The organism is Flavobacterium sp. XS2P24 (genome assembly GCF_030010285.1).
GTDB lineage: Bacteria > Bacteroidota > Bacteroidia > Flavobacteriales > Flavobacteriaceae > Flavobacterium > Flavobacterium algoritolerans.
Genome location: NZ_JASCRU010000034.1, coordinates 14,225 through 30,318, shown reverse-complemented (window position 1 = coordinate 30,318; position 16,094 = coordinate 14,225). Strand labels below are relative to the sequence as shown.

The following is a 16,094-nucleotide window of genomic DNA, read 5'->3' as shown; positions in this document are numbered from 1 at the left end:
TTGACTTTACAGCTCAATTCATCTGGATACTCTTTATAAAAATCTAAAATATTCATATCAAATCTGTTTAGATTTTAAAGATACAAAAAAATTAGGTGTTAATACGGATAAACATATAAAATTATTCCTTTTTCTTTTAGTTTTTCATTAATGTTTTTTTGACCTTTTAATAATATAAATGGAATGTCATTTTTATATAAAATACAGTAAGTAGCGAGAGAATCACTTTCAACTTCATTAAGATTGTGTTCTTCATAAAAATTTTGAAGAATAATATTTTGATTAATTTTATCAAAAGTTATATTGTTCGATTTTCTATTCTTCTTTTCCCAAACTCTTAATGCAATATTTAACTTTAACAAATTACTACTTGTGTTTTTTATAATTTCAACAAAATTTCCTTTGTACCAATTTAATTCTGAATATTGATTTTTTAAAGAGTCAATTTTTTTTGAAATTATACCTGAAATTTTTTCTTCTAAATCTTCATTTAAATCTATTCTGTAATATTTGATTCCTTCAATTTTATCATAAATGCTATTTTCATCAAATTCATCAAAAGTCTTGTAATATCTGGAAAGAAAGAGAGATTTTATCCACATATGTTTTGATATCCTTTCTTTAATTTTTAAAAACAGCTTAATGTTATCGTGAATATTATCCAAAATCACCAAAGAATGAAAATGAGATATTTGAATTAACTCGTCAAGGATTTTTGATTCATCAAAAATTGGTTCTGTAAGATTCAGGTAGAAGATTCTTTTGTTTTTTATTTTTTGAATCATCGCATAAGCAATTGTAGTTTTTCCACTGCACGGATTTCCTAAAATACAATATTGGTCTGTAATGTTATTAGTAAAATTGTAAGCTAAATTGTCAATTTTACCTTGTTCTTTTTTGCTGAAATATATTAATTCTTCTTTGTTAAAATAATTTGTGCTATCAAATTTTTGGTTTTTCCCAATCTCTTTAAAAAGCACTAATTTTGACAAACCATAAAACTCTTCGCTTACTTCTTGTTTTATTAATTCAGATATTTCAATCCTTTTTTCTTTGTCTAATTTACTTATATCACCAATTAAATTTTTAATTGTTTTAATGTGAATTTTTACTCCATCAATTTCTTCAACAATTGATGTGTCTATTTCTTTCAAGAATTTGGTTTCAATTATAAAAAACACCCAAAGCTTTTCTAATCCTTTACTTTTCCAGTTTTTTAAAGTAAGTGTTTTAGTATCATTAATTTTGTCTTTTTCGTTACTTTGGATTGCAGTAATTTGAATTCCAATTTTTTCTTTTGAATCATATAAGTCGATTCCTTTTGAGTTTAATTTCTCGTAGTTTAAATTTATTAAGTTGTCAAAATTATATACTTTCTTGAAAATCCTTAAAAAGAAATCTTCAGCTTTTACTTTTTCATCGTGAAGATTCAAAAGACTTCCTCTTTGTATTTTATCAATGTAGGCGAAAAGATTATTTTCTATGTCGTTCATTTTCGTCTGTAATTTATTTTTTAGAGGTTTCGTCTTCAGAGGGTTGCCACTAACTTGTATATACTCACTTCAAACCTTCGCACATACACCCAAATATGGGTAAATTGGCGAAGGTTTATTTCGCTTTATTGATTTTCAAATGTACTAAATTTTTCTTACAAATAAAGAGGATTTCTTTTTTTTTGATTTCTTTTTCGTGACCGTTTCAAGTCAAAAAAATCTCTTTGATTCCACAAAAATCCTAGCCCAGATGGAAGTGAAAATCCTTTTTATGCGCCTTTTTGGCGGATAAAAAGATTGCAACAAACAGCTGGAAATAGCTCCTATAGAAAAGTTTAATTGATGAATTGAGCATTTGGTTATTTGAAAACCTCAGCATCTTTGTACCTTTGCTCCCGAATCTTCAGGATTGAAACTTATAAAAGAAATTATGCGCATTGATATTGTTACCGTTCTCCCAGAATTATTGCGAAGTCCGTTTGAGGCCTCGATTATGAAACGTGCTATTGACAAAGGTTTAGTAGAGGTTCATTTTCATAACTTACGGGATTATACGACCAACAGGCAGAAAAGCGTGGATGACTATCCTTATGGCGGTGGTGCTGGAATGGTCATGACGGTGCAGCCTATTGATGCCTGTATTACCCATTTGAAAAGTGAAAGAACCTACGATGAGATCATTTATATGTCGCCGGACGGGGAAACCCTGAACCAGAAAATGGCGAATACCATGTCAATGTATGAAAATATCATTATCCTCTGCGGACATTATAAAGGTGTAGATCAACGGGTGCGCGATCATTTTATTACTAAAGAAATATCAATTGGTGATTACGTATTGAGCGGAGGTGAATTAGGAGCTTTGGTATTATCGGATGCATTAATCCGATTGATTCCAGGTGTTTTGAGTGACGAAACCTCAGCATTGACCGATAGTTTTCAGGATGGATTATTGTCAGGACCTATATATACAAGACCAGCCGATTACAATGGATGGAAAGTTCCAGAGGTTTTGACCAGTGGGAATTTTGCCAAAATTGATAAATGGCGCGAAGATATGGCCTACGAACACACAAAGAACAGACGACCGGATTTACTGGAGGAGTAAAAATTTGTTTAAAGTTTTAGGTCTAAAGTTCGTATTCAAGAACTTCTAAACTTTAAACTAGAAAAACTTTAAACTTTAAACTTTTTTATTTACTTTTGCGCCCACATTAGTTCAACCTCTGGCGAGATCCGTGAATGTTGATTTAATACAAACCATAATTAAAAAAATTATCATGGCAGATTTAATGAAATTCGTTCAAGACGAATTCGTAACAAGAAAAGAATTCCCAGTTTTTGCAGCTGGAGACACTATTACCGTTTACTACGAAATTAGAGAGGGTGAAAAAACTAGAACTCAGTTTTTCAAAGGAGTTGTTATTCAAAGAAGAGGTTCTGCTAATACAGAAACTTTTACTATCCGTAAAATGTCTGGAGCTATTGGAGTTGAGCGTATCTTCCCAGTAAATCTTCCTGCTTTACAAAAAATTGAAATCAATAAGAAAGGTGCTGTACGTAGAGCTAGAATTTTCTACTTCAGAGAACTTACTGGTAAAAAAGCTAAAATTAAAGATAAAAGAAGATAGTTTACTGTCTCTTTATTATAAAAGTCCCAACAATGTTGGGACTTTTTTTGTTTAATATTTTCCTTATAAATTCCTAATTTAGGATTATTGAACCCATAAAACTAACAATATAAGAATAACAAGTTAGTAATCTTAAAATTCGTATTTTTCTACATAAAATCCACCTTCTATTACATCTGATTTTCATATATTTGTCCGCCTTATTTTAAGTGAAATACCTTATATAAGCTACATTTAACCGTGATTCGATTATAAAAATAAAAAAATGACACAGAAATCAAAAATTTTTTACACACTTACTGATGAAGCGCCTTTATTGGCAACTTATTCATTTTTACCTATTGTACAAGCATTTACATCAACTTCTGACATTGAAATTGAAACTAGAGACATTTCTTTAGCCGGAAGAATTTTAGCAAATTTCCCTGAATTTTTGACAGAAGATCAAAAAACAGGAGATGCTTTATTAGAACTTGGACAATTAGCTACAACCCCAGAAGCTAATATCATAAAATTACCAAATGTATCGGCATCTGTTCCTCAATTAAAAGCGGCTATTGCTGAATTACAATCTCATGGTTATAATTTACCAAACTTCCCTGAAGAACCGCAAAATGAAGCAGAGACAACTATCAAAGCTAAATACTCTAAAATATTAGGTTCAGCTGTAAACCCAGTTTTACGCGAAGGAAACTCTGATCGTAGAGCTCCAAAAGCAGTAAAAAACTACGCCAAAGCAAACCCACATTCTATGGGAGCTTGGTCTGCTGACTCAAAAACACACGTAGCCTCTATGGAAAGTGGTGATTTTTACGGAAGTGAAAAATCAATAACTCTTGCTGATGCAACTGATGTAAAAATCGAATTCGTTGCTAAAGATGGTTCAACTACTGTCTTAAAAGCGAGTACTCCACTAAAATCAGGTGAAATAATCGACAGTTCAGTAATGAACTTGAACGCTTTAAAAACGTTTATTACCAAAACAATTGCAGAAGCAAAAAAATTAAACGTTTTACTTTCGGTTCACCTGAAAGCTACTATGATGAAAGTTTCTGATCCTATTATTTTTGGAGCAATCGTAGAAGTATATTTCGCCGCTGTTTTCGAAAAATACGCTGCCTTATTTAATGAATTGAATATTGATACCAGAAACGGTTTGGGTGATGTATATGCAAAAATTGCAGGACAACCAATGCAGGCTGAAGTAGAAGCTGCATTAAACCAAGCAATAGCAAACGGACCAGCATTGGCCATGGTAAATTCTGAAAAAGGAATTACTAATCTTCACGTTCCTTCGGATGTGATTGTGGATGCTTCTATGCCAGCCATGATTCGTACTTCAGGACAGATGTTCAATAAAGACGGAAAACAACAAGATACCGTAGCTATTATACCAGACAGAAGTTATGCCGGTGTTTATACTGCAACTATTGATTTTTGTAAAAAACACGGTGCTTTTGACCCAACTACAATGGGAAGTGTACCAAACGTAGGCTTGATGGCACAAAAAGCAGAAGAATATGGTTCTCATGACAAAACATTCCAAATGACTGCTGACGGAGTGGTTCGTGTTGTAGACACGAATGGAAACGTTTTAATGGAACAGGCTGTTGAAGCTAAAGATATTTTCAGAATGTGTCAGGCAAAAGATGCTCCAATTCAAGACTGGGTTAAATTGGCTGTAAACAGAGCGCGTTTATCTAATACTCCCGCTATTTTTTGGTTGGATAATAATAGAGCACACGATAGAGAACTTATTGAAAAAGTTACAAAATATTTAAAAGATCACGATACTACCGGTTTAGACATTCAAATCCTGAATCCTATTGAAGCAACAAACTTCACATTGGAAAGAATCGTAAAAGGATTGGATACTATTTCTGTAACAGGAAACGTATTACGTGATTATTTAACAGACTTATTCCCAATTTTAGAAGTGGGAACATCAGCAAAAATGCTATCAATTGTTCCATTAATGAATGGTGGTGGTTTGTTTGAAACTGGTGCAGGTGGATCAGCTCCAAAACACGTAGAGCAATTTACGGCAGAAGGATATTTACGTTGGGATTCTCTTGGTGAGTTCTTGGCTTTAGGTGCTTCATTGGAGCATTTGGGACAAACGTTAAACAATTCTAAAGCAATTGTTTTAGCGGAAACTCTTGATGTTGCCACAGAGAAATTCTTAGCAACTGATAAATCTCCAGCACGTAAACTAGGAGGAATTGACAACCGTGGTTCTCATTTTTACTTAGCAATGTATTGGGCAGAGGCTTTGGCAGCACAAGATAAAGAGGCTGGATTAAAAGCGATCTTTACTCCTATTGCAGCAGAATTTACAGCAAATGAAGCCAAAATTAACACCGAGTTAATTGCAGCACAAGGGAAACCACAAGACATTGGTGGTCATTACCAACCAAATCCTGAATTAACAAGCAAAGCAATGCGTCCAAGCGAAACGTTCAATACAATATTGGCAAAAATCGCTTAATAAATGCTTTATAAGTAATACTATTGAACAGACGACTGGAAACGGTCGTCTTTTTTTTATATTAGCAATACCTTAACATCTGTTATAATGCAATTGAAATTCTATTTAATGTAATTTGCATTTCTTCCTTTCGATAAAATTTAAACAATGACTCCAAAGAAAATTATTACCTTTTTAGTTGTATTATTATCCTCGTTCTTTTCTTTCGCCCAAGAGAAATTTACGCTGAGCGGAACTATTATTGATGCCTACAGCAATGAAACTTTAATAGGTGTCAATGTTGTAATTCCAGAACTAAAAACAGGCGTAACCACCAATGAATATGGGTTTTACTCCCTCACTGTTCCTCAAGGAAAATATACTGTACAAATCAGCTATTTGGGATATCAGACCATTGAGGAATCAATAAATCTGAACCAAAACATAAAAAATAATTTCAATTTATACAGTAATGAAACGGCATTGAAAGAAGTTATCATTACCGATAATAAAACAAAAATAGACATCAAGAAACCCGAAATGAGCGTTAATAAACTCTCTATTTCAACCATCAAGAAAATGCCTGTTGTTTTGGGTGAGGTTGATGTTTTAAAATCTATTTTATTACTTCCCGGAGTTACTAATGCTGGCGAAGGTGCCTCTGGTTTCAATGTTCGTGGTGGCGGAGCCGATCAGAATTTGATTCTATTGGACGAAGCAACTATATTCAACTCTTCGCATGTTTTTGGTTTTTTCTCTGTTTTTAATCCAGATGCCATCAAAGATTTAAAATTATACAAAGGAGGAATTCCAGCCCGTTATGGCGGAAGAGCTTCATCTGTTTTAGATATTTATCAAAAAGACGGCAACAGCAAAGGATTTCATGTCAATGGCGGAATCGGATTGATTTCCAGCAGGATTTTGGCCGAAGGACCATTGGTAAAAGACAAAGGTTCATTCCTTATTGGCGGTAGAAGTTCCTATGCGCATTTATTCCTGAAATTATCCGAAGAACAAAAAAACAACTCGGCATATTTTTATGATTTGAATACCAAGTTGAGTTATAAATTAGATGCTAACAACAGCCTGTATTTATCCGGTTATTTTGGACGGGATGTTTTCAGCCTGAACAAAAGCTTCACCAATATTTATGGAAATGCAACTTTAAACCTCCGTTGGAACCACTTGTTTTCTGAAAGATTATTTTCGAATTTATCTTTAATTTACAGCGATTATTATTACGGCCTGGATTTAGATTTTGTAGGTTTCAAATGGGATTCCGGCATTAAAAACTACAATATCAAATACGATTTCAAGAATTATATTTCGGATAAATTCAAATTGAATTACGGGATAAACGGAATTTATTACGAGTTCAATCCTGGAACTATTCAGCCATCTGATGCTGACTCTGGAATTAATTTTGATCAATTGGATAAAAAATATGCTTTTGAACCGGCACTTTATATCAATGCTGATCACGAAATATCCAGTAAAATAGCACTTTCCTATGGACTTCGCTATAGTATGTTTTATCGCTTAGGACAATCTACCGTGAATATTTATGAAAATGACAATCCGGTAATCTTCAATTCAGAATTACAGATTTATGAAAAAGCAACTCCAATTAGCACCAAGTTCTACGATAGAAATAAAGTCATTCAAAGCTATAATTACTTGGAACCGCGATTTTCATTGGCGTATCAAATCAATGAAGACCAATCTGTAAAAGCAAGCTACAACAGAATGGTACAGTATTTACAACTAATTTCGAATACCTCATCACCTACTCCGCTTGATGTCTGGACGCCAAGCGATAGTTTTATCAAGCCACAAATTGCTGATCAAGTAGCTTTGGGTTACTTTAAAAATTTCGAAAATGATATGTATTCACTTGAAGTAGAAACGTATTATAAAGAAGTGCAAAACCGATTGGATTATATTGATGGCGCTGATTTGATTGCCAATAAAGCCATTGAACAAATAATCCTGAACGGTCAATTAAGATCCTATGGTTTAGAAATCATGTTCCGAAAAAACGAAGGGAAATTTAACGGCTGGATTTCGTATACATTATCCAAATCAGAGCAGCAAACTCCCGGAAGAACGCCAATAGAAACAGGAATCAACAACGGTCAATGGTACAATTCAGTATATGACAAACTGCATAATATTGCCATAACCACTTCTTACAATTGGAACGAAAAATGGTCTTTTGGAGCTAATTTCGCCCTGCAAACCGGACAACCAGTAACGTATCCCGTTGGGCAATATGAATACTTAGGAATCAATGTACCCAGTTATGGACTGAGAAATGAGAATCGTCTTCCGGCATACCATCATCTGGATATTGCCGCAACTTTGACTCCAAGAAAAAACAAAAACAGAGAATGGAAAGGAGAATGGGTTTTTAGTATTTACAATTTGTACAATCGAAAAAATGCCGCCTCTATCAATTTTAGACAAAACTCAGATACTGGAAGCAATGAAGCTGTAAAAACTTCGATTTTTGGTGTTGTTCCTGCGGTGAGTTATAATTTCAAATTTTAAGCTTCGAATTCAATAAAGCAAAGAAATAAAAAATAAAATCATGAAAAAAATAACACTATATCTGGTACTTTTCATTGCTGTTTTTTCGGCAAGTTGTGAAGATGTTGTCGAAGTAGATTTAGACAATGCACCACCAAAACTGGTTATTGAAGCAGCAATCAATTGGAAAAAAGGAACTTCAGGAAGCCAACAGAAAATAAAACTAACCACTACCACCGGATTTTACAGCACTGAAATTCCAAAAGTTTCCGGAGCAACAGTTTCCATTAAAAACAGCGCTAATGTAGTTTTCAATTTTTCTGAAATCCAAAATACAGGCGAATATACTTGTGCTACTTTTATACCTGTAATCAACGAAACCTATACACTGACAGTGATCAGCAATGGCAATACCTACACTGCTACCGAAACATTGAAACCCGTTACGCCCATAACAAAAATTGTTCAAAACAACCAAGGAGGTTTTACTGGCACAGATATAGAAATTAAAACATTTTATCAAGATCCAGCAAGTGAATCGAATTACTACCTCTACAAATATGTGTATTCAAACCAAGTAAAATCAAACTATTATGTAGACCAAGATGAGTTTTTTAACGGAAACGAATTCTTCAGTATCTCGCAAAATGATGATTTAAAAAAAGACGATAAAATCGAAATAAGCCATTTTGGGATTTCTAAAGCATATTACAATTACATGAGTGTTTTAGTAAGTATTGCCGGAAATAATGGCGGCGGACCGTTTCAATCTCCGCCAGCAACCGTTAGAGGAAACATCATCAACACCACTGATGCGGCTAATTATCCATTAGGCTATTTTTCCCTTAGTGAAGTCGATATTAGAAATTACACTATTGAATAAGTATATTTGCATGTAATTTTCAATTCATAATTAACTATGTCCTCACATCATATCGTTCGCGACGACCAAGAACCTGCTTTAATCATTGCCAACGGCGCTTCCTGCAACCCGGAACTATTGGGTCAATTACTGGAATGGTCGCCACTTGTGGTAGTATTAGATTCGGCTATGGTGCGTGTTATGGAATTAGACATCAAAGTCGATGTGCTTTTAGGCGATTTCGACAGAGGATTTGATCCTGGAATTTACAGAACATCTCAATTTCCAATCGAAATCATTCATACTCCGGACCAAAATAAAACCGATTTAGAAAAGGCTTTTGACTATTTAATCGAAAGAAAAATTCCCGCAGTAAATGTGGTTTGGGCAACCGGACGAAGAGCCGATCATACCATTACCAATCTTACCAACATCACACGATACAGAAATCTATTGAAAATTGTGATTCTGGACGATCACTCGAAAGTGTTTTTATTGCCTAAGAAATTCGAAAAATGGTACACGGCAAACACTCCTATTTCTTTAATTCCCATCGGTCACGTTACTGGAATTCATTCTGATAATTTATTTTATCCATTGAAAGATGATAGTCTGACCATTGGTTACAGAACCGGAAGCAGCAATCATGTTATCAAGGACGGCATTGTAACAATAGAACATGACGAAGGTGATTTATTGATGATGGAATGTCTGGATTAGGACTTATTGAATAGTCAACAATGCATTTCTCACAATTTCATAATGACTCCACGGGATAAAATGATTTGCTTTTTCGATCGTTATTGTATCCATTGATTTAGCATTAACAAAACTTTTTTTTATGAAGTCCATATTGCTGTACGGCACCAAAACATCTTTTGTTCCATGAATAACGGTAACATCGCTAGTAATGTTTTTCAGTTCTAGCTCTAAGTCTACTAAATCTTGTTTCAGCCACCACAACTCATCATTAGACGGGCGCAATGCTCCGGGAATCAAATACCGCAAAGGCGAAACTTTGATAACGGTTCTCCATTTTTCTGGGTTTTCAGCTTTTGGGTCCAATGATCCAGCCAGAATTACTAATCGTTTGTACCAAGTTGGATTATCTACAGCTAATTTAGCCACAACTGGTCCGCCAACGGAATGTCCTACCAAAATTAGTGGCTTTTTATTATCGATTTTTTTTATAAACTCCGAAATTCTTTTAGATTGCACACTTACATTTTGAGCATCCCCAAAATCACTGTACCCAAAACCAGGTCGGTCAATAGCAATCATTCGGTATTTTTTCAACAATAAAGTGTCTTTAAGATATTCTTTAAAGGCATTCCAACTTCCTGGCGAACCGTGTACAAAAAACAATGTCGGATTTTGCGCATTACCCGTTTCTACATAATGAATTTTATAGCCTTCAAAAGCAATTGTTTTATCCTGAAATTCTATTTTTGATGGCGCAAAAAAAGTGATGGTTTCTTTATTCGAAAATCGCATCATCATACAAGACTGACACATTATGATATAGAAAAACATAAAACTGTAAGCTATGTATCTCTTTTTGAATTTAAATGAAGCGAGCATAAAAGTCATACTATTTGTATTTTTTATAAAAGTAACCGTTTTTATGTTTCAAAAAAGCGGCAATATTCTAATTTTATGATTTATTTTTTATTCGTTTAATAGGTCAAAGTCGTCTTTATGCGTTTACAAAATAGTTATGCCTATCTTTGCATCGAAATATAGAAAATGAAACCGAAAACGATTACCGAAAAGACTAATTTACATCCCAGAAATCTTGATAGATTTGGATATAACTTTGAGCAATTAATAGAAAAATCTCCTGAACTGCAGCATTTTGTTTCTATCAACGAGCATAATATCGAGACTATTGATTTTAGTAATCCTGATGCTGTAAAATCACTCAACAAAGCGTTATTATTATCGCATTATGACATTCAAAACTGGGATATTCCTAAAAATTATCTTTGCCCTCCCATTCCCGGAAGAGCGGATTACATTCATTATATCGCCGATTTATTAGCTTCTGGCAACAACGGAATCATTCCTGAAGGAGAAACTGTTCAAGGTTTAGATATTGGTGTTGGTGCGAATTGCATTTATCCTATAATTGGTAATTCAGCTTACGGATGGAGTTTTGTAGGAACTGATATCGATTTACAAGCAATTGAAAATTGCAGCGCCATCATTGAAGACAATCCAAAATTGATTGATGCCATTAGTTTACAACAACAAACGGAATCGCGTTTTATTTTTAAAAACATAATCACTCCCGAAGACAAATTCACATTCACTATTTGCAATCCTCCTTTTCATGCCTCACAAGATGAAGCTACAAAAAGCACGGTTCGCAAAATAAATAATTTAGAAAATACCAAAACTACAACCCGAGGCGCAGCCGAACGCAGCGTAGCTAAACCTGTTTTAAATTTTGGTGGTCATAATGCTGAATTGTGGTGTGAAGGCGGCGAATTAGGTTTCGTTACCCAAATGATTTACGAAAGTGCAAAATATCCGATGCAGTGTTTATGGTTCACGACTTTAGTGTCTAAAAAAGAAAATCTTTCCAGTCTTTACAAAACATTAAACAAGGTTAGTGCTGTCGAAGTTAAAACGATTGATATGGCTCAAGGCCAAAAAACAAGCCGAATTGTAGCTTGGACTTTTTTGAGTTCAGCACAACAAAAAGCCTGGAAGTTTTAAGTTTTTCTAAACTTTTTTTCTTAAATTCCTTTGTACATTTGCAATCAGCAATTTAATTAAATGAATTTCCAAGTAGTATCCGATTACCAGCCAAAAGGCGACCAACCGCAAGCGATTGAAAAATTAGCTCAAGGGATTATTGATGGTGATAAATTCCAGACACTTTTAGGAGTTACCGGATCTGGAAAAACATTTACAGTGGCCAATGTGATTCAGGAAGTACAAAGACCAACTTTGGTTTTGGCACACAATAAGACTTTGGCAGCACAATTGTATTCGGAATTCAAGCAATTTTTTCCGAATAATGCCGTGGAATATTTCGTTTCGTACTACGATTATTATCAGCCTGAAGCATTTATGCCCGTAACAGGCGTTTTCATCGAAAAGGATTTATCCATCAATGAAGAACTGGAAAAAATGCGAATGTCAACCACTGCTTCATTGCTTTCAGGACGAAGAGATATTTTGGTTGTGGCATCGGTTTCCTGTTTGTACGGTATTGGAAATCCCATAGAATTTCAGAAAAACTTGATTCCGATTGAGAAAGGACAAATCATTTCCCGAACCAAATTATTACATCAACTGGTGCAAAGTTTATATTCCAGAACTGAAGCCGATTTTAATCCCGGAAGTTTCAGAATAAAAGGTGATACAGTAGATGTTTATCCTAGTTATGCAGATGAAGCGTATAGAGTTCATTTCTTTGGTGATGAAATCGAGGAAATAGAAAGTTTCGACACAAAGAATTCTCAGGTCATCGAAAAATTTGACAGATTAACGATTTATCCTGCTAATATGTTTGTGACTTCTCCGGATGTTTTGCAAAATGCCATTTGGGAAATACAACAGGATTTAGTGAAACAAGTCGATTATTTCAAAGAAATTGGAAAACATTTAGAAGCAAAACGATTAGAAGAGCGAACCAATTTTGATTTAGAAATGATTCGTGAACTTGGTTATTGCTCCGGTATTGAAAATTATTCCCGTTATCTCGATGGTCGTTTAGCTGGAACAAGGCCTTTTTGCTTGCTGGATTATTTCCCGAAAGATTATTTAATGGTGGTCGATGAAAGTCACGTGACACTTTCCCAAGTCAGCGCTATGTATGGCGGAGACAGAAGCCGAAAAGAAAACTTAGTGGAATATGGTTTTAGACTTCCGGCAGCAATGGACAATCGCCCTTTGAAGTTTGAAGAGTTTGAAGCCATGCAAAATCAAGTTATTTATGTTTCGGCAACACCCGCTGATTATGAATTACAAAAAACCGAAGGAGTTGTTGTGGAGCAAGTGATTCGTCCGACAGGATTATTGGATCCAATTATTGAAATCCGTCCAAGCTTAAATCAAATTGATGATTTAATTGAAGAAATTCAGGTTCGAGCCGAAATTGATGAACGTGTTTTGGTAACGACTTTAACCAAAAGAATGGCGGAAGAATTAGCCAAATATTTAACCAAAGTCAATATTCGCTGCCGTTATATTCACTCTGAAGTAGATACTTTGGAACGAATAGAAATCATGCAAGATTTACGAAAAGGAATTTTTGATGTGTTAATTGGTGTGAATTTACTTCGTGAAGGTTTGGATTTACCTGAAGTTTCATTGGTAGCAATTTTAGATGCAGACAAAGAAGGTTTTCTACGTAGTCATCGTTCGCTTACGCAAACAATCGGTCGTGCAGCGAGAAACCTGAACGGAAAAGCAATTATGTATGCGGATAAAATTACGGCTAGCATGCAAAAAACCATTGATGAAACCAATTATCGCAGAACCAAACAAATTAATTACAATACTGCAAATAATTTGGTTCCTCAAGCATTGAACAAAAAAATAGAAAGTGCCTTTACCAAAAATCCTTTAGCAGATTATGAATTAGGCTACACGCTATCAACTGCCGCCGAACCTATTACTGAATATTTATCAAAACCAGATATTGAGAAACGCATTCGTGAAAAACGAAAAAACATGGAAAAAGCGGCAAAAGAATTAGACTTTATGCAAGCTGCAAAATTACGTGATGAAATAAAAGCGCTGCAAGGGCAATTGTCTTAATTGTGTTGTTCCTGAAAAACATTCAATAAAATCTCGCCATCGATAATAGCATTTGGTGCTTCATTCATCAATTTAAGAATTCGTTTTGTCGCTATAGGATTAAGTCCCATATCAATTGCAATTTGCTGAATCGTAATCATTTCTTTTTCATGCAAAATCCCATCACAATACATTAACAACGCCAGTCTATAAAATTGTTGAATACGCAAAAACTCTGTTTTAATAGGTAATTGTGGTAATTCCTGATGAAATAAATCTTTAAAAACTGCTACATCAAAACTCAATTCCCTAGCAATAATTGCTAAAAAATCATATTCCCTCTTATGCAAATGTCCATCAACTGTGGAAAAAGCAATCATCTCTAAAAGTAAACTCCTCTTTTCTTCGAATGTATTCATCAAATTATTATTTTTAGCTAAAATATTGTTTTTAAATCAAAACACAAAAACTAATAATGATTCGACCACAGTTCCTACTGCTAGTTTTCTTTTTTACAATAGCAAAAATTGCTGCTCAAGACTCTAACGAGTCAAAACAAAGCACTGCTTCAAAACAAGTTTCCACTTTTACTATTGAAGCGCCACAACTGCAAATGACAAAGAAAATTTGGGTGTATTTGCCAGAAAATTATGCAACCTCCAAAAAGAAATTCTCAGTAATTTATATGCATGATGCTCAGAATTTATTTGACACTAAAACTTCCTATTCAGGTGAATGGAATGTGGATGAAAAACTGGACAGCCTAAAAGCGCCTGTTATTGTAGTAGGAATCGAACATGGAAATGATAAACGAATCGATGAATTAACACCTTTCAAAAATGAGAAATATGGTGGTGGAAAAGCAGACAGTTATTTAGAATTTATCGTAAAAACATTAAAACCACAAATCGACAAAACGTATCGAACAAAAACTAAAAAGAAAAACACTATAATCATGGGAAGTTCCCTTGGTGGGCTTACTTCTTATTATGCCATTTTAAAATACCCAGAAATATTTGGAAAAGCGGGTGTGTTTTCTCCCTCGTTTTGGTACAGTAAAGACATTTATGATTTGACTGAAAAATCTAAAAAGATAAAATCTAAAATCTATTTCCTATGTGGAGATCATGAAAGTGACGATATGGTTTCGGATTTGAATAAAATGGAATATTTATTAAATTCAAATAGATGTTACTGTCTTAATTTGAATGAAAAGAAAATTGTAAAAGGCGGACAACATAATGAAAAATTATGGCGGGATGGTTTTGTAAAAGCCGTTTTATGGCTTGGTTATTAAATCTCCTGTTTAAAGAAACTTATTAATTTTAAGTATAAAATCAGATTCAAATGGAACTAATCTTAAGAGAATACAACCTCAAATTAAAACACACGTTTACCATTTCGAGAGAATCGATCGACTTCCAACCTTCTTTGATTGTGGAATTAAAAAGTGGCGGTTTCTCCGGTTTTGGCGAAGCAACTTCTAATCCGTATTACAAAACAACCGTTCCGGTGATGATGCAGGATTTAGAAAAAATTCGTTCTGTAATTGAAGCTGCGACAAATGAAACACCTGGAGAGTTTTGGGCAAAAATTCATCCTTATTTAAAAGACGATATGTTTGCTTTATGCGCTTTGGATATGGCATACAATGATTTATACGCACGCAAAAAAGGAAAGAAATTATATGAATTATGGAATTATACCATCGATAAAAATCCATTGACTGATTATACAATTGGAATTGCATCCATTGAAAAAATGGTTGCAAAAATGAAGGAATTGCCTTGGCCTATTTATAAAATAAAATTGGGAACCAAAGAAGATATTGCCATTGTTACTGAACTTCGGAAACATACGAATGCCATTTTTCGAATTGATGCCAATTGTGGTTGGGGCGTAGACGAAACCATAAATAATGCCGTTGAACTAAAAAAACTAGGCGTAGAATTCTTAGAACAACCCATGAAAGCAGACCATTGGGAAGGACACAAGGAAGTTTTTAAACACTCGGTTTTACCAATAATTGCTGATGAAAGTTGTATCATTGAAGAAGATGTCGCCAAATGTCACAACCATTTTCATGGTGTCAATGTAAAATTGGTAAAATGTGGCGGACTAACTCCTGGAAGACGAATGATTCAGGAAGCCAAAAAATTAGGTTTGAAAACTATGGTGGGTTGCATGACCGAATCAACTGTTGGAATATCTGCGATTGCACATTTATTGCCACAACTGGATTATGTAGACATGGACGGCGCATTGCTTTTGGCAGAAGATATAGCAACTGGTGTAACCATAGATTTTGGAAAAATAAACTATTCTGACTTAAATGGAACCGGTGTAACTTTAATGTAGAT

13 protein-coding genes are annotated in these 16,094 nt (G+C 34.3%); 10 read left to right on the top strand and 3 right to left on the bottom strand.

Annotated features, from left to right (window positions below):
- Window positions 1-98: 98 nt before the first annotated feature.
- Window positions 99-1,493 (bottom strand): SMEK domain-containing protein, encoded by a 1,395-nt coding sequence (locus QLS31_RS14920; protein WP_282744501.1) that lies wholly within the window; start codon window positions 1,491-1,493, stop codon window positions 99-101.
- A gap of 430 nt (window positions 1,494-1,923) precedes the next feature.
- Between QLS31_RS14920 and trmD the strand changes: the two genes are divergently transcribed.
- The 6 genes from trmD to QLS31_RS14890 all read left to right on the top strand — a co-directional run bounded on the left by trmD (window position 1,924) and on the right by QLS31_RS14890 (window position 9,702).
- Window positions 1,924-2,601 (top strand): tRNA (guanosine(37)-N1)-methyltransferase TrmD, encoded by a 678-nt coding sequence (gene trmD, locus QLS31_RS14915; protein ID WP_074723946.1) that lies wholly within the window; start codon window positions 1,924-1,926, stop codon window positions 2,599-2,601.
- A 172-nt stretch (window positions 2,602-2,773) separates the two neighbouring features.
- Complete coding sequence (gene rplS / locus QLS31_RS14910) at window positions 2,774-3,124, top strand: 50S ribosomal protein L19 (RefSeq protein ID WP_073354306.1); 351 nt, start codon at window positions 2,774-2,776, stop codon at window positions 3,122-3,124.
- Window positions 3,125-3,389: 265 nt separating this feature from the next.
- Window positions 3,390-5,612 carry an NADP-dependent isocitrate dehydrogenase gene (locus QLS31_RS14905; RefSeq protein WP_282712275.1) on the top strand — a complete coding sequence of 741 codons (2,223 nt, stop codon included), beginning with the start codon at window positions 3,390-3,392 and terminating at the stop codon, window positions 5,610-5,612.
- A 147-nt stretch (window positions 5,613-5,759) separates the two neighbouring features.
- Window positions 5,760-8,141, top strand: a complete 2,382-nt coding sequence (locus QLS31_RS14900; RefSeq protein WP_282744500.1) for a TonB-dependent receptor — start codon at window positions 5,760-5,762, stop codon at window positions 8,139-8,141.
- A 40-nt stretch (window positions 8,142-8,181) separates the two neighbouring features.
- The gene (locus QLS31_RS14895; RefSeq protein ID WP_282744499.1) at window positions 8,182-9,003 is read left to right on the top strand and encodes a DUF4249 domain-containing protein; all 822 of its coding nucleotides are present in this window, start codon (window positions 8,182-8,184) and stop codon (window positions 9,001-9,003) included.
- A gap of 36 nt (window positions 9,004-9,039) precedes the next feature.
- On the top strand, window positions 9,040-9,702 hold the full coding sequence (locus QLS31_RS14890; RefSeq protein ID WP_282744498.1) for a thiamine diphosphokinase: 663 nt from the start codon (window positions 9,040-9,042) through the stop codon (window positions 9,700-9,702).
- 3 nt (window positions 9,703-9,705) lie between these two features.
- Here QLS31_RS14890 and QLS31_RS14885 read toward each other — a convergent pair whose 3' ends face one another.
- Window positions 9,706-10,572: an alpha/beta hydrolase gene (locus tag QLS31_RS14885; protein WP_282744497.1), complete on the bottom strand. Its 867-nt coding sequence runs from the start codon at window positions 10,570-10,572 to the stop codon at window positions 9,706-9,708.
- A gap of 156 nt (window positions 10,573-10,728) precedes the next feature.
- Between QLS31_RS14885 and rlmF the strand changes: the two genes are divergently transcribed.
- Window positions 10,729-11,703 carry a 23S rRNA (adenine(1618)-N(6))-methyltransferase RlmF gene (gene rlmF, locus QLS31_RS14880; protein WP_282744496.1) on the top strand — a complete coding sequence of 325 codons (975 nt, stop codon included), beginning with the start codon at window positions 10,729-10,731 and terminating at the stop codon, window positions 11,701-11,703.
- Between the two features lie 60 nt (window positions 11,704-11,763).
- Complete coding sequence (uvrB, locus tag QLS31_RS14875; protein ID WP_282744495.1) at window positions 11,764-13,755, top strand: excinuclease ABC subunit UvrB; 1,992 nt, start codon at window positions 11,764-11,766, stop codon at window positions 13,753-13,755.
- Here the strand turns inward: uvrB and QLS31_RS14870 are convergent.
- Window positions 13,752-14,153, bottom strand: coding sequence for an excinuclease ABC subunit B (locus QLS31_RS14870; RefSeq protein WP_282744494.1), 402 nt, complete (start codon window positions 14,151-14,153; stop codon window positions 13,752-13,754). The genes uvrB and QLS31_RS14870 overlap by 4 nt on opposite strands.
- A gap of 56 nt (window positions 14,154-14,209) precedes the next feature.
- On the opposite strand from QLS31_RS14870, the gene QLS31_RS14865 reads away from it, so the two are divergent.
- Both QLS31_RS14865 and QLS31_RS14860 read left to right on the top strand, forming a co-directional pair.
- Complete coding sequence (locus QLS31_RS14865; protein ID WP_282744493.1) at window positions 14,210-15,031, top strand: alpha/beta hydrolase-fold protein; 822 nt, start codon at window positions 14,210-14,212, stop codon at window positions 15,029-15,031.
- Window positions 15,032-15,081: 50 nt separating this feature from the next.
- Window positions 15,082-16,092, top strand: coding sequence for a dipeptide epimerase (locus QLS31_RS14860; protein ID WP_282744492.1), 1,011 nt, complete (start codon window positions 15,082-15,084; stop codon window positions 16,090-16,092).
- The last annotated feature ends 2 nt before the right edge of the window (window positions 16,093-16,094 follow it).